Origin of the sequence: Salipiger sp. PrR007 (genome assembly GCF_010499845.1) — a bacterium.
GTDB classification, from domain to species: Bacteria; Pseudomonadota; Alphaproteobacteria; order Rhodobacterales; family Rhodobacteraceae; genus Salipiger; species Salipiger pacificus_A.
The window spans coordinates 1-17,551 of sequence record NZ_JAAGOZ010000030.1 but is presented as its reverse complement, the minus strand read 5'-3'; the positions used below and the strand labels follow the sequence as shown (position 1 = coordinate 17,551).

General features: G+C 66.4%; 18 protein-coding genes. 7 read left to right on the top strand and 11 right to left on the bottom strand.

Translation table 11 applies throughout. The annotated features are described in order from the left end of the window. Positions 1–48 precede the first annotated feature (48 nt). The 3 genes from G0Q01_RS14500 to G0Q01_RS14490 all read right to left on the bottom strand — a co-directional run bounded on the left by G0Q01_RS14500 (position 49) and on the right by G0Q01_RS14490 (position 2,191). The gene (locus tag G0Q01_RS14500) at positions 49–1,173 is read right to left on the bottom strand and encodes an aminotransferase class V-fold PLP-dependent enzyme (RefSeq protein ID WP_164196139.1); all 1,125 of its coding nucleotides are present in this window, start codon (positions 1,171–1,173) and stop codon (positions 49–51) included. Between the two features lie 110 nt (positions 1,174–1,283). Then, a complete protein-coding gene (locus G0Q01_RS14495; protein ID WP_108969306.1) occupies positions 1,284–1,739 on the bottom strand; it encodes an Lrp/AsnC family transcriptional regulator in 456 nt (151 codons plus the stop codon). Beyond that, on the bottom strand, positions 1,736–2,191 hold the full coding sequence (locus tag G0Q01_RS14490) for an Lrp/AsnC family transcriptional regulator (protein WP_164196138.1): 456 nt from the start codon (positions 2,189–2,191) through the stop codon (positions 1,736–1,738). Before G0Q01_RS14490 ends, G0Q01_RS14495 begins: the two co-directional genes overlap by 4 nt. Before the next feature lie 177 nt (positions 2,192–2,368). Between G0Q01_RS14490 and ilvC the strand changes: the two genes are divergently transcribed. Continuing rightward, positions 2,369–3,391: a ketol-acid reductoisomerase gene (ilvC, locus tag G0Q01_RS14485; protein WP_164196137.1), complete on the top strand. Its 1,023-nt coding sequence runs from the start codon at positions 2,369–2,371 to the stop codon at positions 3,389–3,391. A 143-nt stretch (positions 3,392–3,534) separates the two neighbouring features. Here the strand turns inward: ilvC and G0Q01_RS26595 are convergent, their stop codons facing one another. The 5 genes from G0Q01_RS26595 to dctP all read right to left on the bottom strand — a co-directional run bounded on the left by G0Q01_RS26595 (position 3,535) and on the right by dctP (position 7,039). Beyond that, positions 3,535–3,699, bottom strand: coding sequence for a hypothetical protein (locus G0Q01_RS26595; protein ID WP_193989074.1), 165 nt, complete (start codon positions 3,697–3,699; stop codon positions 3,535–3,537). An 88-nt stretch (positions 3,700–3,787) separates the two neighbouring features. Continuing rightward, a complete protein-coding gene (locus G0Q01_RS14480; protein WP_164196136.1) occupies positions 3,788–4,162 on the bottom strand; it encodes an OsmC family protein in 375 nt (124 codons plus the stop codon). 16 nt (positions 4,163–4,178) lie between these two features. Continuing rightward, positions 4,179–5,468: a TRAP transporter large permease gene (locus G0Q01_RS14475; RefSeq protein ID WP_108969312.1), complete on the bottom strand. Its 1,290-nt coding sequence runs from the start codon at positions 5,466–5,468 to the stop codon at positions 4,179–4,181. Positions 5,469–5,497: 29 nt separating this feature from the next. Next, positions 5,498–6,016 (bottom strand): TRAP transporter small permease, encoded by a 519-nt coding sequence (locus tag G0Q01_RS14470; RefSeq protein WP_235940156.1) that lies wholly within the window; start codon positions 6,014–6,016, stop codon positions 5,498–5,500. A gap of 9 nt (positions 6,017–6,025) precedes the next feature. Beyond that, complete coding sequence (gene dctP / locus G0Q01_RS14465) at positions 6,026–7,039, bottom strand: TRAP transporter substrate-binding protein DctP (protein ID WP_164196134.1); 1,014 nt, start codon at positions 7,037–7,039, stop codon at positions 6,026–6,028. Between the two features lie 185 nt (positions 7,040–7,224). On the opposite strand from dctP, the gene G0Q01_RS14460 reads away from it, so the two are divergent. Next, complete coding sequence (locus G0Q01_RS14460) at positions 7,225–8,514, top strand: sorbosone dehydrogenase family protein (protein ID WP_164196133.1); 1,290 nt, start codon at positions 7,225–7,227, stop codon at positions 8,512–8,514. Positions 8,515–8,620: 106 nt separating this feature from the next. Here the strand turns inward: G0Q01_RS14460 and G0Q01_RS14455 are convergent, their stop codons facing one another. Next, complete coding sequence (locus G0Q01_RS14455; RefSeq protein WP_164196132.1) at positions 8,621–10,447, bottom strand: serine protease; 1,827 nt, start codon at positions 10,445–10,447, stop codon at positions 8,621–8,623. A gap of 199 nt (positions 10,448–10,646) precedes the next feature. Here G0Q01_RS14455 and G0Q01_RS14450 point away from each other — a divergent pair, with 199 nt between their 5' ends. Together G0Q01_RS14450 and G0Q01_RS14445 are read left to right on the top strand one after the other, a co-directional pair. After that, a complete protein-coding gene (locus G0Q01_RS14450) occupies positions 10,647–11,606 on the top strand; it encodes a glycine--tRNA ligase subunit alpha (protein ID WP_164196131.1) in 960 nt (319 codons plus the stop codon). Beyond that, positions 11,603–12,115 (top strand): DUF6446 family protein, encoded by a 513-nt coding sequence (locus tag G0Q01_RS14445; RefSeq protein WP_164196130.1) that lies wholly within the window; start codon positions 11,603–11,605, stop codon positions 12,113–12,115. Before G0Q01_RS14450 ends, G0Q01_RS14445 begins: the two co-directional genes overlap by 4 nt. A 57-nt stretch (positions 12,116–12,172) precedes the next feature. On the opposite strand, the gene hemC is transcribed toward G0Q01_RS14445, so the two are convergent. Beyond that, a complete protein-coding gene (gene hemC, locus G0Q01_RS14440; protein ID WP_164196129.1) occupies positions 12,173–13,147 on the bottom strand; it encodes a hydroxymethylbilane synthase in 975 nt (324 codons plus the stop codon). Between the two features lie 107 nt (positions 13,148–13,254). Between hemC and hemE the strand changes: the two genes are divergently transcribed. Next, positions 13,255–14,292, top strand: a complete 1,038-nt coding sequence (hemE, locus tag G0Q01_RS14435; protein WP_164196128.1) for a uroporphyrinogen decarboxylase — start codon at positions 13,255–13,257, stop codon at positions 14,290–14,292. Positions 14,293–14,299: 7 nt separating this feature from the next. On the opposite strand, the gene G0Q01_RS14430 is transcribed toward hemE, so the two are convergent. Next, positions 14,300–15,304, bottom strand: a complete 1,005-nt coding sequence (locus tag G0Q01_RS14430; protein WP_164213586.1) for a DMT family transporter — start codon at positions 15,302–15,304, stop codon at positions 14,300–14,302. A 235-nt stretch (positions 15,305–15,539) separates the two neighbouring features. On the opposite strand from G0Q01_RS14430, the gene G0Q01_RS14425 reads away from it, so the two are divergent. Together G0Q01_RS14425 and G0Q01_RS14420 are read left to right on the top strand one after the other, a co-directional pair. Next, entirely contained in the window at positions 15,540–16,472 is a 933-nt protein-coding gene (locus tag G0Q01_RS14425) for an ABC transporter ATP-binding protein (protein WP_164196126.1), read from the top strand. Then, entirely contained in the window at positions 16,469–17,230 is a 762-nt protein-coding gene (locus G0Q01_RS14420) for an ABC transporter permease (protein ID WP_164196125.1), read from the top strand. The genes G0Q01_RS14425 and G0Q01_RS14420 overlap by 4 nt, the downstream gene beginning before the upstream one ends. Positions 17,231–17,551: the final 321 nt, after the last annotated feature.

Genomic DNA, 17,551 nt, shown 5'->3' with positions numbered 1-17,551 from the left:
ACTACGGCCTGTAAACGGGATGCGCCCAAGGGCGCATCCCGGCGCATCTCAGAGAACTTCGCCGAGCACCTTGTCGAGCCGCGCGACGGTGGCGTCGACGTCCTTGAGCTTGTCGAGGCCGAAAAGACCGAGGCGGAAAGTCGAGAAGCCCGCGGGCTCGTCCACCTGCAGGGGCACGCCGGCGGCGATCTGCGTACCCCTCTCGGCAAAGGCGCGGCCCGACTGCACCTCGGGGTCGGAGGTGTAGCTGACCACCACCCCCGGCGCGCCAAAGCCCTCGGCGGCCACCGAGACCACGCCCTTCGACGCCAGCAGCTCGCGCACCTTGCGGCCCAACTCGACCTGCGCGGCCTTGGCCTCGGCAAAGCCGAACTCCCGCGTTTCCTCCATCGCGTCACGGAACATGCGCAGGCCATCGGTGGGCATGGTGGCGTGATAGGCATGGCCGCCCGCCTCGTAGGCCGCGGTGATCTGGCGCCACTTCTTCAGATCGAGCGCAAAACTGTCCGAGGTGGTCTCGTCCAGACGCGCCAGCGCGCGCTCGGACATCATCACGAGGCCCGCGCAAGGGGTCGAACTCCAGCCCTTCTGCGGCGCGGAAAGCAGCACATCGACGCCGGTTGCCTTCATGTCGACCCAGACGCAGCCCGAGGCGATGCAGTCGAGCACCATCAGCGCGCCGACCTCATGCGCGGCCGCAGCGAGGGCGGTGACGTAGTCGTCGGGCAGGATGATCCCGGCGGCAGTCTCCACATGCGGGGCGAAGACGATGTCGGGCTGCTCTTCGCGGATCCTGGCGGTGACCTCTTCAATCGGCGCCGGGGCGAAGGGCGTCTGTGCGCCGTTGCCGGTGGCCCGGGCCTTCATCACGGTGACCTCACCGCCGAAGCCGCCGGCCTCGAAGATCTGGCTCCAACGGAAGGAGAACCAGCCGTTGCGCACCACCAGCGCCTTGGCGCCGCGTCCGAACTGGCGGGCGACGGCCTCCATGCCGTAGGTGCCGCCGCCGGGTACGATCGCCACCCCGTCGGCACCATAGACCTCGCGCAGCCCTGCCGTGATGTCGCGCATCACCTGCTGAAAGGCCCCCGACATGTGGTTGAGCGAGCGATCCGTAAAGACCACCGAGAATTCGTCGAGACCGCTGGGGTCCACATCCTTGCGCAGCGCCATGGGCATACTCCTTTGCTGTTGCGCAAGGGGTTAGCGCGTTGCGCAGCGATTGGCAAAACCTCCGATGGTCGCGGGACCCAGAGCAGACACGGAGCAGACCTAGCGCGGGATCAGAGCGGCCCGGGCCGCCGCTCCTCGGTCAGCACCACATTTGCCTCGACCCGCCCTACCCCGGGCAGGGTCATGATCCGCCGCCGCAGCACCCGCTCGAAATCGGGAATGTCGCGCGCCACCACCCGCAGGCGGTAGTCGAAGGCGCCCAGCACGTGCTCGACGATCTGCACTTCGGGAATGGCCGAAACAGCCCGCTCGAAGTCCTCGAGGCTGACCCGCCCCTTCGTGGCGAGCTTCACGCCGAGAAAGACCGTCACGCCGAACCCCAGCGCCTCGAGGTCGAGATCGAGCCGCGGCTTGCGGAACACGCCCGCCTCGCGCAGGCGCTGGATGCGCCGCCAACAGGCGGGCTGCGAGAGACCAAGCTCGCGCCCCAGCGCGCCTGCGCTCGCGCCCGCATCCTTGGCCAGCGCCAGCACCAGCGCGCGGTCGGTATCGTCCATGTCGATCATAGCGGAACCGTTTCGTCGGATTTGACCAGCGCCACGTGCATCAGCGCCTCGATATCCGAGATATGCGGCAAGGTGAGGATCCTGCCCCTGTAGAGCTGCTGGTAGTGGGTCAGGTCCCGCGCGATCACCGCGAGGCGGACGTCAATCGAGCCGAGAAAGGTCTGGATCTCGATCACCTCGGGCACCTGCCGCGCCGCCGCGAGGAACTCGTCAAAGGCGCTGGCGACGGTCTTGTCGAGCTCCACGCGCAGCGACACCTCGAGCTCGTAGCCAAGCGCCGGCCAGTGGATCACCCCGCGCGTGCCGCGCAGAACGCCCTTCTCACGCATGGCCGCCAGCCGCCGCGCCAGCGTCGAGGGCGTGACCCCTGCCCGCTCGGCCAGTTCGGCGCCGGGCAGGTCAGGTGCCGCCTGGAACTGGCGGAGGATACGCCGGTCTGTGTCGTCGAGCATGATTTCTCCGTTAATTAGTCATTCCGAGAATGATCTTTCATCTTTCCGCGAAATACTCAAGAAAAATGCAAGCCGTATCGCTGCGGGCTACGTAAATTGCGCCTCATAACCACGCGGCGCAACAAACCGCCCGCACCAAGACCCGCAGCAAGGCTGCACCAAGGAAGGAAAAGACCCATGCGCGTCTATTATGATCGCGATTGCGACATCAACCTGATCAAGGACAAGAAAGTGGCCATCCTGGGCTACGGCTCCCAGGGCCACGCCCACGCGCTGAACCTGCGCGACTCGGGTGCCAAGAACCTCGTCGTCGCCCTGCGCGAAGGCTCGCCCTCGGCCAAGAAGGCCGAAGCCGAAGGCCTGCAGGTCATGGGCATCGCGGAAGCTGCGGCCTGGTGCGACCTGATCATGTTCACCATGCCCGACGAACTGCAGGCAGAGACCTACAAGAAATACGTGCATGACAACCTGAAGGAAGGCTCCGCCATCGCCTTCGCCCACGGCCTCAACGTGCACTTCGGCCTGATCGAGCCGAAAGAAGGCGTCGACGTCATCATGATGGCGCCGAAGGGCCCGGGCCACACCGTGCGCGGCGAATACACCAAGGGCGGCGGCGTGCCCTGCCTCGTGGCGGTTCACAACGACGCCTCGGGCAAGGCGCTCGAGATCGGCCTGTCCTACTGCTCGGCCATCGGCGGCGGCCGCTCGGGCATCATCGAGACCAACTTCCGCGAAGAGTGCGAGACCGACCTCTTCGGCGAGCAGGCCGTGCTCTGCGGCGGCCTTGTCGAGCTGATCCGCTGCGGCTTCGAGACGCTGGTGGAAGCCGGCTACGCGCCGGAAATGGCCTACTTCGAGTGCCTGCACGAAGTGAAGCTGATCGTCGATCTGATCTATGAAGGCGGCATCGCCAACATGGACTACTCGATCTCGAACACCGCCGAGTACGGCCAGTATGTCACCGGCCCGCGCATCCTGCCCTACGAGCAGACCAAGAAGGCGATGAAGGAAGTCCTCACCGACATCCAGCAGGGCAAGTTCGTCCGCGACTTCATGCTCGAGAACGCCGTGGGTCAGCCGACCCTCAAGGCCTCGCGCCGTGCCAACGACGAGCACGAGATCGAAGCCACCGGCGCCAAGCTGCGCGGCATGATGCCCTGGATCTCGGCCGGCAAGATGGTCGACAAGGCAAAGAACTGATCGGGGCCTCCCGAACAGACGAAAGGCGCGGGATTTCCCGCGCCTTTTTCTTTTGAGGTCCGGCAATGTGAGTCGCGCGAGACGCGCGCGCTTTGGGCCGCGCCCGGACTTCCCCCGAACCGCCCCGGGACCGCCCTGAAGGGTCAGTCCTTCTTTTTTGCCGCGTTCTGTGCCTTCATGCGCGCGAGGAGTTCTTCCTTGCTGGCCTTGCCGCCAGTGCCGGCCTTGCCCTCGCGCTTGAGGTCTTCCGCACTGAACTTGGGCTTGTTCGAGCCCGGGCGTCCGCCGCCCATCTTGCTGTAGTCCATGACACGATCCTTTCCGTTGCCACGAAGATGATGTCACATGCCCCATCCGGCAAGGCTTCACAAGCCGCGCCGGGGGCACATGGCGGCCTCACTCGAGGGTGATCTTGCAGTTCAGCGTGTTGCTGACGGTGCACATGGACTTGGCCTCGCGCAGCATCTCGGCGTCGAGGTCGCCCTCGATGCGGCAGACCATGGATTGCAGGCGCCCCGGCGCGTCGATGGCCTTCTCGGCGGTCACGGTGATTGCATAGGCGGGCAGAGCCACCTCGTCGCGCTTGGCGACGATACGCAGCGATTCCACGAGACAATGCGCCACCGAGGCCATCAGGGTCAGCACCGGCTTGTCATAGGGCGGATGGGGCAGCGGCTCACCGCCCTCGCCCGAGACGAAGCGCACCGGCCCCTCGGGGTCGAAGAGCACCGAGACCGGGCCGAAGCGCTTGGGACGGAGTTTCAGGGCCATGGGAGAAAACCTTTCCTCAGAACAACAGGTTGGGCAGGTAGAGCGCGATGACCGGGAAGATCGTCAGCACCACCAGCGCGAAAAGATGAATGAGCCAGTAGGGCACGGTCGCCGTCGCCACCCGGCCAAGGCTGATCTCGTTCTTGGTCAGGCTCGACAGCACCGAGAGGTTGAGCCCCACCGGCGGCGTCACCTGGCCGATCTCGATGACGATGGTGATCAGCACGCCGACCCAGATCGGATCATAGCCCAGCCCGGTCAGCAGCGGGAAGACCACCGGCAGCGTCATGATCATCAGCGACAGCCCGTCGAAGAAACAGCCGAGCAGCAGGTAAATCAGCACCACGATCATGAGGATGCTGTACTGCCCCAACCCGCTCTCCGCGACAGCGCTCAGAATCTTCTGCGGGATGCCGAGGATACTGACCGACTGCGCGAGGATCGTCGCCCCAAGCACGACAAAGCCGATCGCGGCGAAAAGCAGCGTCGAATGGAAGATCGCGTCAAGCAGCTTGCGCAGCGTGAGGTCGCCCCAAAGGAAGGAGATGACCGTCGCCAGCACCACGCCGAGCCCCGCGGCCTCGGTCGGGGTGGCGATGCCGCCGATGATGCTGCCTATTACCGCGAAGATCAGGATCAGCAGCGGCCAGACCTGGCTGAAGCCGCGCAGGATGTCGCGCAAAGGCAGCCCGCTCTCGTCGCGCGGAGCGATCTGTGGATGGCGCAGCGCCTTGACGAGGATGTAGCCCATGAACATGAGCCCGATCATCAGCCCCGGCAGGATGCCCGCCATGAAGAGCCGCCCGATCGAGGTCTCGGTGAGCGCGCCATAGATCAGGAACGACAGGCTCGGCGGGATCAGCAGCCCCAGCGTGCCACCCCCCGCGAGGCTGCCGACGATGACGTCCTTGTCATAACCGCGCCGGACCATTTCGGGATAGGCGACAGACCCCACGGCGGCGGCGGTCGACATGCTCGAGCCGCTGACCGCGCCGAAAAGCGTGCAAACCGCGATATTGGTGTGCAGCAGCCCGCCGGGCACACGGCGGAACAGTGGCGCAAAAGCGGAATAGGCGCGGTTGCTCACCCCGCTGTGCAGCAAGATTTCCCCCAGCAGAATGAACAGCGGCACGGCGCTGAGGGTGAAGGAGTTGAAAACGCTCCAGATCGCATCCACCGCCAAAGAGGTCGCACCGTTGGAATAGACATGCAGGAGCACCAGCCCGGTGAGGCCGAGCGCCGCGCCAAGCGCGACTCCGGTCGAGGCGCAGAACACCATGACGCCGATCAGCGTGGTCCAGAACATGGGTTACCTGTCCTTTGCGGGGGGCTTGGTCACTGCAACTCCTCCGGGGCGTGCGGCCGTTCCGGCGCAAGCACGCCGAGCAGCCGCCCGGCGAAGATCACCCATGTCACCGCCACCGACAGCGGCAGCGCCGCCATCCACGGGTAGAGCAGCACGCGCGCGGTCTCGGACTTGAGGGTCCGTTTCCAGGCGAATTCGAACCACGGGATCGACTCGAGTAGGATCCAGCCGAAAAAGAGCACCCCCACCAGCATAGCGGCGATGCGCAGCAGCCTCGGGATGCGGCTCTGCAGGGCATCGGCCACGATCGAGACACGCACGTGTTCGGCTCTCAGGGTCACCAGCGGCAGGGCGAGAAAGAGCATGGCGCTCAGCATCAGCCCCACCATGTCCTCGGTGATATGCACCGGGCTGTTGAAGAACCGCCGCATGATGACGCTGGTGGTGATAATCCCGACGATCCCCACCATGGCCACGGCGGCCAGCAGCGCCATGGCGAGGGCCAGAAGCTCCAGCCCCCGCGACAGCATGTGTCTCAGCGCCCCCATCGCTGCGGATCAGCGGCCAAGCGCTTCGAGCACGCGGGCGCGATAGTCCATGGCGTTGCCGCCGGCTTCCTCGGCCAGCATCTGCCAGGTCTCGGACACGGCCTCCATGAACTGCGCGCGGTCTTCCTCGGGGAAGTCCTCACCCCAGGTCACGCCCATCTCGCCGAGCTTTTCGCGCGCGGCCATCTCGGCCTCGGCATCCTTGTCGTACTGGTTGGTGCGCTCCCAGAGCGCATCCGCCGCCGTGGTGATCGCCGTCTGGATCTCGGGGTCGGTGGACTCCCAGGTGTCGGTCGCAACCCCCAGCGTGTAGGGCGCCGAGGCCATCGGGTAGAGGAAAGAGGCGTAGTTCGTCACCTCCTGCAGCGAGATCGTGCTGGCGTAGAGCGCCGGGTAGAGCGCGCAATCCACAACGCCGGTCTTCAGCGCCACATAGGTCTCTTCCTGCGGGATGATCTGCGCGGCGACGCCGAGCTTGGTGAAGGTCTCGACCTGCTCGCGCGCCCAGACCCGCAGCTTGACGCCCTTGAGGTCCTCGAGCGTGTGGATCGGCTCGTCGCGGCAGAAGACCGAAACCGAGAGCGTCGGGATCGCCACGAAGCCGACGGTGGTCACGCCCCAATCGGTGTATTCTTCCTCGTAGATCTCCTGCGCCACCGGCAGCACCGCTTTCAGCTCGTCAACGGTGCTGATCGCGCCCTGCACGAAGACCGAGCTCAGCGCCGGCGCGTCGCGGCCGAGGTAGTTCGACCACATCAGGCTCATTTCCACCGCACCGCGCGGCAGCACGCGCAGAAGATCGGTGTTCTTGAGGCCCAGCGAACCGCCGCTATAGACCGTCAGTTTGAAGTCTCGGTCTGCGAGCGCCGTGTTCACCTCGTCGGCGAATTGCTCGATCTGCGCGGTCTCCGGCCGGGTTTCGGGCAGGAAGTTGTTGAGGCGCCATTCCTCGGCCATGGTCGAGGTCGCGGCAAGGCCGGCAAGGACGGTGCCCAGAAGCGCGGTGCGGATGCGGTTGGTCATTGGCGTCTCTCCTCTCGGCCGATTACAGGGCCGCTCGTTAAAGAAAATGACGGCGCATACAATGGCCGCAAATGGTTGACCCTAGGGAATACTTCCCCAGTGCGGGTGCGTGCAAACGTCGCGGGACCCCTTTGCCCTTTGCCCTGCCTGCGCTATGTTCGCGCAAACATTGACTGGGGGCTGACATGGATTTCATGGCACGCGTGACCGCGATGATCGGCGGCACGATGGTTCTACTTCGGCGCGCAAGCGCGCCGGGCACACAGGCATTCGGCTCAAATCCTAGCATACCGGAGGCCAAGAAACAGGGAATCATGACCCTCAAGATGCCGACCGCGAAAGGCTGGGAGCCGGGTCACACGCCCACGCCCGCGCCAGGGTTGAAGGTCAACGCCTTTGCCTCGGAGCTGCTGCACCCGCGCTGGATCGAGGTTTTGCCCAACGGCGACGTGCTGGTCGCCGAGGCGATGCAGCAGGGCCGCCCACCTAAGACGCTCTTCGACCGCGCCATGCATGCCACCATGCGCCGCGCCCGGGCGCTCGGCACCAGCGCCAACCGGATCACGCTCTGGCGCGATGCGGATGGCGACGGCGTTGCCGAACAGCGGGAAATCTTCCTCGAGAACCAGAACCAGCCCTTCGGCATGGCCCTGGTAGACGGCACCTTTTACGTCGGCAACACCGACGGCATCGTCGCCTTCCCCTACGAGGAGGGCGCGGTCCGGCTCACCGGCGAAGGCCGCAAGCTGGTCGATTTCAAGCCGCACGGCCACTGGACCCGCAGCTTGATCGTCTCACCCGACCGGACGAAGATTTACGCCGGCGTCGGCTCGCTCAGCAACATCGCCGACGAGGGCATGGAGGCCGAGGAAGGCCGTGCCGCGATCTGGGAGCTGGACCTGGCCACCGGCGAGTCCCGTGTCTTTGCCTCGGGCTTGCGCAATCCCGTGGGCATGGCGTGGGAGCCGACGACGGGCGCGCTCTGGACCGTGGTGAACGAGCGCGACGGGCTCGGCGACGAGACGCCGCCGGACTATCTCACCTCGGTGCAGGACGGCGGCTTCTACGGCTGGCCCTTCTGCTACTGGGGGCAGATCGTCGACGACCGCGTGCCGCAGGATGCGGCGCTGGTGGCCCGCGCGATCCAGCCCGACTACGCGCTTGGGGGGCACACCGCCTCGCTGGGCCTGTGTTGGATGCCCGAGGGCACCCTGCCCGGCTTCCCGGACGGCATGGTGATCGGCCAGCATGGCTCGTGGAACCGCTCGACGCTGAGCGGCTACAAGCTGGTCTTCGTGCCCTTCGAGAACGGCAAGCCCTCGGGGCCGGCGCGCGACATCCTCTCGGGCTTCCTGGCCGAGGACGAAAGCGTTTCCTATGGTCGGCCGGTCGGGGTCTGCATCGGGCCGGACGGCAAGTCGCTGCTGATGGCCGACGACGTGGGCGACATCATCTGGCGGGTGACCGCGGCCTGAAGCGCGGGCCAGTTTTCGGAAAGAAAAAGAGGGGGGCGCCACCCCCCTCTTCGCATTCCGCAGGCATGTTTGCGGGAAACTGCCCTCGGGCAGACGCCCGCCCCGATCATTCCCAGCAGTTGACCGCCACGGTCATGTCGCGAGCGGCGGCGGTGAGATCTTCGGGCGCCATGATCCCCTCGCCCTGCGAGGCGGTGCCGGGGATGCCAGCGCCCTGCAGGAAGGCCAGAAGCGCCGAAGCCTCGGTGGCGAAGGCCACGTTCTCGGGCAGCTGCTTGGCCCCCGCGTCGCGCGGCATCAGCACACCGACAACCGCCCCGCCCCCATCGAGCACCGGCCCGCCCGCGTCTCCCGGCGTCGTCTCGACCGCCAGCCGCGCCAGAGTCTCCTCGCCGCCAAGGCCCTTGCTGTCCTCCAGCGCCCCGAAGGTGAGCGTCGGCGCACTGAGCACGCCGCCGTAGGGGAAGCCCGCGACAGCGACCTCGGAGTTGATCCGGGGCATGTCGGTGCGCAGTCGGGCGACACCGCGCGGCGCGAGTGCTGCCGTCGGTCGCAGCAGCGCCACGCCGAGCCCCGCATCGCTTTGGAGGAGTTGCGCGTCATAGCTGCCGTCGAGGGTGAGCCGGCCGCAGCCTGCCACGGCGGCGGCAGAGGTCAGCACCGTGCCGCGCGCGTCGACGAAGAAGCCCGCCACGGTCTCGCGCGGCTTGCGGATCGGCAGGCCGGAGACCAGGTCGAGCGATTGGCCGTCATCGCTGACAGAGGCCGGGTCAAGCACGCCTTGCGTGACGCGGAAGCTGGTCTTCATCACGTTGACGACGCGCTCGAAGCGGGCGTCGTCGCCAGCCGGCCAGACCAGCGTCCAGCCCTTGATCTGCCCGTCCTGCAACACCGCTTCGGTGTGGCTGGTGATCCGCGCATTCTCGCCGGTGAGCGTGAAGCCGTCGCGGCGCAGGCTGCGCGCGCCATTCACCGGGACGATCGCCAGCGTCTGCAGGATCTCGTAGAGCCCGTTCAGCGCTTTCCGGTCGCCGGGCTGGCTGATCAGCAAAGCCTGTGCACCCTCGAGCGCGCCGTTGCCCTTGTAGATGGCGAAAGGCGCCTCGTGGCGGTCGAACTCCAGCATGCCCATCGGCAGCTCGATGGCGATGCCGGCGCGGGCATCGCTGACCTGCTGCATGCCGGTGCCCTCGAGCACCGCGTTGTATTCGCCCAGAAGGTCGGCGCGCTGGCGGGTGGTGAGGATGCCGGTGGCCTCGTAGCCGTTGTCGCGCTGCCAGGCACCCATGGCCATGCGGGTGCCATTGCCGAAGGCACCGTCGATGGCGCTGTCGTAATGGCCCGACCAGCGCAGGGCGACCTGCAGCTGCTGGCGCTCGGCGGCGCTGAGCTGCGCTTCGCTGCGGCGCGCCTCCGAGACGGTCTCCTCGGGAATCTCGGGCGCTGGCGTGGGGGCGGCCGCGGCCTCCTGAGGCGCCTCGTCGAGGTCCTGCGCGAGCGCATCCGCGAGCGCGGCGGTCTGCTCCGCACTCGCCTGCGCGGTCGGCGCCGGATCGAGCGGCGCGGCGGTAACCGCCGGCTGGTTGGCGCTGCCGGAGATACCGGCGCCAACCGGCCAGAACTGCCGACCGTATTCGCCGGCAGCGGCAAGATAGGAATCGCGCGGGATGAGTCCCGCGGCGCGCAGGTTGCGCAGCTGCTCGGCGGCGTCCTCGGGATCATAGGGTCCGAGCGCAATGCCGTACCAGCCGCCACCCAGCGAGAAGCCGTTCACATCGCGCAGCCCGCCCGCGTAGTCGCGCAGGCGCGCCTCGGCCTCGTTCAGGCTGGGCTGGGCCTCGATCTGGATATAGACCACGTCGCCCTGCTGCGCCGCAACGCCCTGCGCCAGCATGATGGCCGCAGTGCCTGCTAATAGAATGGATCTGAACATGGCTTCACTCGCTCCTCGGGCCCCGGTCTTGTGATCGTCTCTTGTTTTCTGCGAGGACTCTGTAACAGACCCCCCGCTCGCGTCATCTCAAAAGATGGTCAGGCTGGCGCATTGACGCTTGACCGTTGCACGCATAATCAGGCAGCCGACCATTGGACGACGGGCGCCCGCACAGGCGGCGCGCAAGGGGAAAGATGCCATGAGCGAGATCCGCAGCGACAGCAGCAAGCCGCGCAGTTTCCAGGAGATCATCCTGCGGCTGCAGACCTATTGGGCCGCCAAGGGCTGCGCCGTGCTGCAGCCCTACGACATGGAGGTGGGCGCCGGCACCTTCCACCCGGCCACCACGCTGCGCGCGCTCGGCTCGAAGCCCTGGGCCGCGGCCTATGTGCAGCCCTCGCGCCGCCCCACCGACGGGCGCTACGGCGAGAACCCGAACCGGCTGCAGCACTACTACCAGTACCAGGTGCTGATCAAACCCAGCCCGCCGGATCTGCAGGCACTCTACCTCGGCTCTCTCGAGGCGATCGGCATCGACATGGCGCTGCACGACATCCGCTTCGTCGAGGACGACTGGGAAAGCCCGACGCTGGGCGCCTGGGGCCTTGGTTGGGAGGTCTGGTGCGACGGCATGGAAGTCTCGCAGTTCACCTATTTCCAGCAGGTCGGCGGTCATGACTGCCACCCGGTGTCGGGCGAACTGACTTACGGGCTTGAGCGTCTGGCGATGTACGTGCTCGGGATCGACCACGTGATGGAGATGCCGTTCAACGACCCGGATGCGCCCATCGCGCTGAAATACGGCGATGTCTTCCGCCAGACCGAGGAAGAGTACTCGCGCTGGAACTTCGACGTGGCCAACACCGAGGTGCTGCTGCGCCACTTCGAGGAGGCCGAAGCCGAGTGCGAAGCGATCCTCGCGCGGACCCATGACGATCCCAAGACCGGCAAGCGCATCGTCATGGCGCACCCGGCCTACGACCAGTGCATCAAGGCGTCGCATCTGTTCAACCTGCTCGACGCGCGGGGGGTGATCTCGGTCACCGAGCGTCAGGCCTATATCGGCCGGGTGCGCACGCTGGCGAAGAAATGCGCCGACGCCTTCGTCAGCACCGAGGCGGGCGGCTGGACCCCCGAGGCCGCGGAGAGCGCCGCGTGAGCGGCAAGATCCTTGGCATTTTCATCGTCGCGGCCGCGCTGATATTCGGCGCGGTCGTCTACTACGCGCAGGTCTATTACTTTTATGATCCCCTGCCCGAGACCGAGGCGCGCGTGGTGCTGACGCCGCTCGACCGAGGCGCGCCGCGCGACATCCCCTTCACCGATTTCGAGGGCATCGACGCGGACTCCTCGCCGATCCGCTACCGCGCCTGCTTCACCACGTCCGAGCGGCCGGACACGCTCGACCCGGTGTTCGAACGCTACGAGGGCGCCGAGCCACGCAATGCGCCCGACTGGTTCGGCTGCTTTGACGCAGAGGCGATCGGCGCGCAGATCGCCGCGGGCACGGCGCATGTCTACACCTCGCGGCGCAACATCGAGTTCGGCATCGACCGGGTTGTGGCGATCACCGAGGACGGCCGCGGCTACATCTGGGAAGAGATCAACGAATGCGGCGACAAGGCCTATGACGGCACGCCGCTCGGCGAGGACTGCCCGGAGAGATAAGCGAGAGACAAGAGACTGGGCGCAAACCGCATCCGGCCCGCGCCCAGTCTGATCCTGTCAGCCCGCCTTCCAGTCGAAAAACCCTTCGCCCGCCCGCTCCAGCAGTTCGCGCGCTAGATCGGCCCCCATGCGCACGCCCTCGGTGATCGGACCGCGGCGCTCGCCCGACAGGGCCTCGCTGCCGTCGGGGCGCAGGATCTCGCCGCGCAGCCAGAGCGTCTCGCCGTCGAGCAGCGCCAGCCCCGCGATCGGCGTCTCGCAGCTGCCGTCGAGAGTGCGCAGGAAAGACCGCTCGGCGTCAAGCCGGAACTGGGTCGGCCGGTCGTGGATCGCGTTCAGCATCTCGGCCACCCGCGCATCGTCGGTGCGCCGCTCGATACCGATGGCGCCCTGCGCCACGGCGGGCAGCATATCCTCGGGGGCGATGGGCGTCATGTGCGCGCCGGCCATGTTCATCCGGTTGAGCCCTGCCATGGCAAGGAAGCTGCAGGCGGCGACGCCGTCTTCGAGCTTTTTGAGCCGGGTCTGCACGTTGCCGCGGAACTCCACCACCTGCAGGTCGGGACGGCGGCTCAGCAGCTGCGCCCGGCGGCGCAGCGACGAGGTGCCGACAACCGTCCCCTCGGGCAGCTCGGCGATGGCAGAATGCGAGGGCGAGATGAAGCAGTCGCGCACGTCCTCGCGCGGAAGGTAGCAATCGAGGATCAGCCCCTCGGGCTGCTCGGTCGGCATGTCCTTCATTGAATGCACAGCGATGTCGATGCCGCCGGACATCAGCTGCTCCTCGATCTCTTTCGTGAACAGCCCCTTGTTGCCGATCTCCTTCAGAGGCCGGTCCGCGGCGATCATCGCGCGGTCGTCGCCGGTAGTCTTGATCACGACGATTTCGAAGGCCTCGGCGGGCAGGTCGAAATGCGCGGCCAGCCGGTCGCGGGTCTCATGCGCCTGCGCCAGCGCCAGCGGCGAGCCGCGGGTGCCGATCTTGAGGGGGGCGTCGGGCGAAGGCAGGGCGATGGGGGTCTCGATTGTCATGGGCCGAGCTTTATGTCGCGGGAGGAGCTGTGGCAATGGGGGCCGTTTTGACATATTGCCGCCCCCAAGAGAGAGACTTGAATGACACGAGACAGTCGGGGGTTCCCATGACCAAGACGATCCTGCGCGCGCTGGCCGGCGAAACGCTGCCCACCCCGCCGGTCTGGATGATGCGCCAGGCCGGACGCTACCTGCCCGAGTACCGCGCCACCCGCGCCCAGGCCGGGGACTTCCTGTCGCTGTGCTACAACCCCGAGCTTGCCGCCGAGGTGACGCTGCAGCCGATCCGCCGCTACAACTTCGACGCGGCGATCCTCTTTGCCGACATCCTGCTGCTGCCGCAGGCGCTGGGGCTCGACCTGTGGTTCGTCACCGGCGAGGGTCCGCGGCTCTCGACCATCCAGACCGACGCCGATCTCGCCGCGCTGAAGCCTGTGGGCGCGATCCATGACACCCTCAACCCGGTCTACGAGACGGTGAAGATCCTCTCGCGCGAGCTCCCGTCCGAGACCACGCTGATCGGCTTTGCCGGGGCGCCCTGGACCGTCGCCACCTACATGATCGCCGGGCGCGGCACCAAGGACCAGGGCCCGGCGCATGCGCTGAAGGCCGAGAACCGCAAGCTCTTTGAGGGCATCCTCGACGTGCTGACGCAGGGCACCATCGAGTATTTGACCAAGCAGGTCGAGGCAGGCGCCGAAGTTGTGAAGCTCTTCGACAGCTGGGCGGGCTCGCTCGAGGGGGATGATTTCCGCAAGTACGCGCTGGAGCCCGCCCGCATCATCACCCAGGAAATGAAAACGCGCTTCCCCGGCCTGCCGGTCATCGCCTTCCCGCGCCAGGCGGGCGAAGGCTACATCGGCTTCCATCAGGCCACCGGCGCCGATTGCGTCGCGGTCGACGACAGTGTGACCCCCGAATGGGCCGCCGAGCACGTGCAAGTCGCGGGCTGCGTGCAGGGCAACCTTGCCTCGTCGCACATGGTCACCGGCGGCGACGCGCTGGTGCGCGAGACGCAGCGGGTGGTGAAGGCCTTCTCGAAGGGACCGCACATCTTCAATCTCGGCCACGGCATCACGCCCGACGCCGACCCCGAGAACGTTCAACTGATGATCGACACCGTGCGCAGCACGGTGACGGCCTGATCTGACCTCAGCGCCGGACGGCGGTGCTTCGGCGCCGCCGTCCCGGTTGCGGACGGGCCCGAGCCCGCTCGCGCAGGAAGACCACAAGCCCCGCCCCGACGATCAGCGCGCAGCCGATCCAGGTCGCGGAAACCGGCCATTCGCCGAACATCGCCCAGCCCCAGAAAATCGCCAGCGGCAGCCCGACGTATTCGAAGGGCGCGATGACCGCCGCGTCGGCCATCCGGTAGGAGGCACTCAGCGCGTAGCCGACAAAGCCCGAAATGCAGCCAAGTGTCAGAAAGACAAGCGCGTCGCTTGCGCTCGGCAGCACCCAGGGGCGCAGCAGGAAGCGGGCGGCCTCGCTCTCGAAGGCGTCCATGTAGCGCCCGTCGCCCGCCACGAGGTAGAACCCCGCCGAAACCACCAGGAACATCAGCTGCAGGTGCACCGCCAGCGCCGAAGCCCGGGTGGTGACACCAAGCTTGCGCGTGAGCACCTGAAGAAGCGCATAGAGCAGCGCCGAGATCACCGGCAGCAAAAGCACCAGCCGCGAAGCCTCGGGCCCCGCCGGCGCCTCTGCCCAGGGTTGCTGCATGACCACCACGCCAAGAAAACCGACAAACACCGCGCCGAGCCGCCACGGCCCCACCTTCTCGCCCAAGATCGGCACCGAGAGCAGCGTGATGAAGAGCGGCGCCACGAAGAAGAGCGCCGTCGCCTGCCCCAGCGGGATGATCGCCACCGAGGCGTAGAAGCTCATGTTGGCGAGCACCACCAGAACACCGCGCGCCAGGTGCAGCAGCGGCGTATCGCTGCGCAGGAGTTTCCAGCCGCCCTCGAGCTTGAGCATGACGAGGATGATGCACAGGCCGACCGCTGCACGGGTCGCGACGATCTGGTGCAGAGGATAGCCGCCCGAGAGCAGCTTGATCAGCATGTCGTTGATCGAGATCCCCGCAACGCCCGCGCAGATCAGCGCGATTCCAAGGCCGGGGCGGTGAAGGCTGGTGGGTGATGCGGCGAGTGTCATGCCACGGCTCTAGCGCGGCCCGCGCGCGAGCGCCATATGCAACCTCACAACACTATTGCCCTTTTAAGGACTTGGCGAATTGAGGACGTGGCACACCTCTTCGACAGGGCCTTGCCGCTGATCCTGACGAAAACAGGCAGCAGGCCTCTGCCGCACAGCCATCCCTGCGGTATCGCACGTTGCGCTTTGCGCTGGCGGACCTAGGTTTGCGCTCACATCACGCGGAGATCATCCCATGCCCATGGTCGAGGTGGCACAGGTCACAAAGAAATACGACGGCGGTTTCGAGGCCCTGAAGGGCGTCGACCTGGCCATCGAGGAAGGCGAAATCCTCGCGCTCCTTGGCCCCAACGGCGCGGGCAAGACGACGCTGATCTCGATCATCTGCGGGCTGGTCACCCCCACCGGCGGGCACATCCAGGTCGGCGGGCACGACGTGATCACCGACTACCGCGAGACGCGCAGGCTGGTCGGCCTGGTGCCGCAGGAAATCAACCTCGAACCCTTCGAGAAGGTGATCAATACCGTGCGCTTCTCACGCGGGCTCTTCGGGCTGAAGCGCGACGACGCGCTGATCGAGGACGTGCTGCGCCGCCTCTCGCTCTGGGACAAGAAGGACACGCCGATCCGCGCGCTCTCGGGCGGGATGAAACGCCGCGTGCTGATTGCCAAGGCGCTGGCGCATGAGCCCAGGGTGCTGTTCCTCGACGAGCCCACCGCGGGCGTCGATGTCGAGCTGCGGCGGGACATGTGGGAAATCGTCGCCGGTCTCAAGGCGCAGGGCACCACGATTATCCTGACCACCCACTATATCGAGGAAGCCGAAGCCATCGCCGACCGCATCGGGGTGATCAACCACGGCAGCATCCTGCTGGTCGAGGAAAAGCAGAGCCTGATGACACGGCTCGGCCGCAAGGAGCTGCGCATCTCGCTCGATGCGCCGCTCAGCGCGCTGCCGCCGGTGCTGCAAGGCCGCGGGCTCGATCTGGAGGAGCAGGGCCACATGCTGGTGCACAGCTACGACAGCACCGCCGAGCGCAGCGGCATCGCCCGGCTCATGGCCGATCTCGCCGCCGAGGGCATCGCCGTGCGCGATGTCTCGACCCGGCAGAGCTCGCTCGAGGAGATCTTCGTCAGCATGGTCCACAAAGAGGAGTCTGAGGCATGAACCTCTATGGTGTCTGGGCCATCTACCGCTACGAGATGACCCGCTTCTTCCGCACCCTGCTGCAAAGCTTCATCTCGCCGGTGATCTCGACGTCTCTCTATTTCGTGGTCTTCGGCGCCGCCATCGGCTCGCGCATCGACGAGGTCGAAGGCGTCAGCTACGGCGCCTTCATCGTGCCCGGGCTGGTGATGCTCTCGGTCATCACCCAGGCGATTTCCAATGCCAGCTTCGGCATCTACTTTCCGAAGTTCATCGGCACGATCTACGAGCTGCTCTCGGCCCCGGTGAACTTTCTCGAGATCGTCATCGGGTATGTCGGGGCGGCGGCGACCAAGGCGCTGTTCATCGGCGTGGTGATCCTCGCCACGGCCAACCTTTTCGTCGATCTTCACGTGGCGCACCCGCTGGCCATGGTCGCCTTCCTGCTGCTCACCTGCATCAGCTTCTCGCTGCTCGGCTTCATCATCGGCATCTGGGCGGGCAACTTCGAGCAGCTGCAACTGGTGCCGCTGCTTGTGGTCACGCCCCTGATCTTCCTTGGGGGCAGCTTCTACTCGATCTCCATGCTCCCGCCGATCTGGCAGACGATCACGCTGTTCAACCCGGTGGTCTACCTTATTTCGGGCTTCCGCTGGGCCTTCTTCGGGACGGCCGACGTGCCGATTGGCCTGAGCCTGCTGGCCATCGCCGCCTTCACCGGGCTCTGTCTCGCGGTGATCTGGTGGATATTCCGCACCGGCTGGCGCCTGCGCAGCTGAGCTCGGTCTTTGAGGCCCTCCAGGGCTTTTCCAGGTAAGCGCGCTCTCAAGCGCGGCTTGCCCGGGACGAAAGCCTAACCTGCACAGCAAAGGCCGCACGCGTGTTGATTGTCGCAGTGTCGGGCCTTGAAGCACGGGCGGAAACAGGGCGCCAAAGCGCCCACACGACCTTCCGCTTCGAGCGGCTGGGGAGCTTCTACAGATCAAAGGATTATGGCGCGCCTAAGCGGAGAAAGTTCGAACATGTTGATTTCCACCCAGAACTGACCCGGGGTTTCCATCGAGAAGTGACCCACCTTGGATTATGCTGAGCGGGTCATG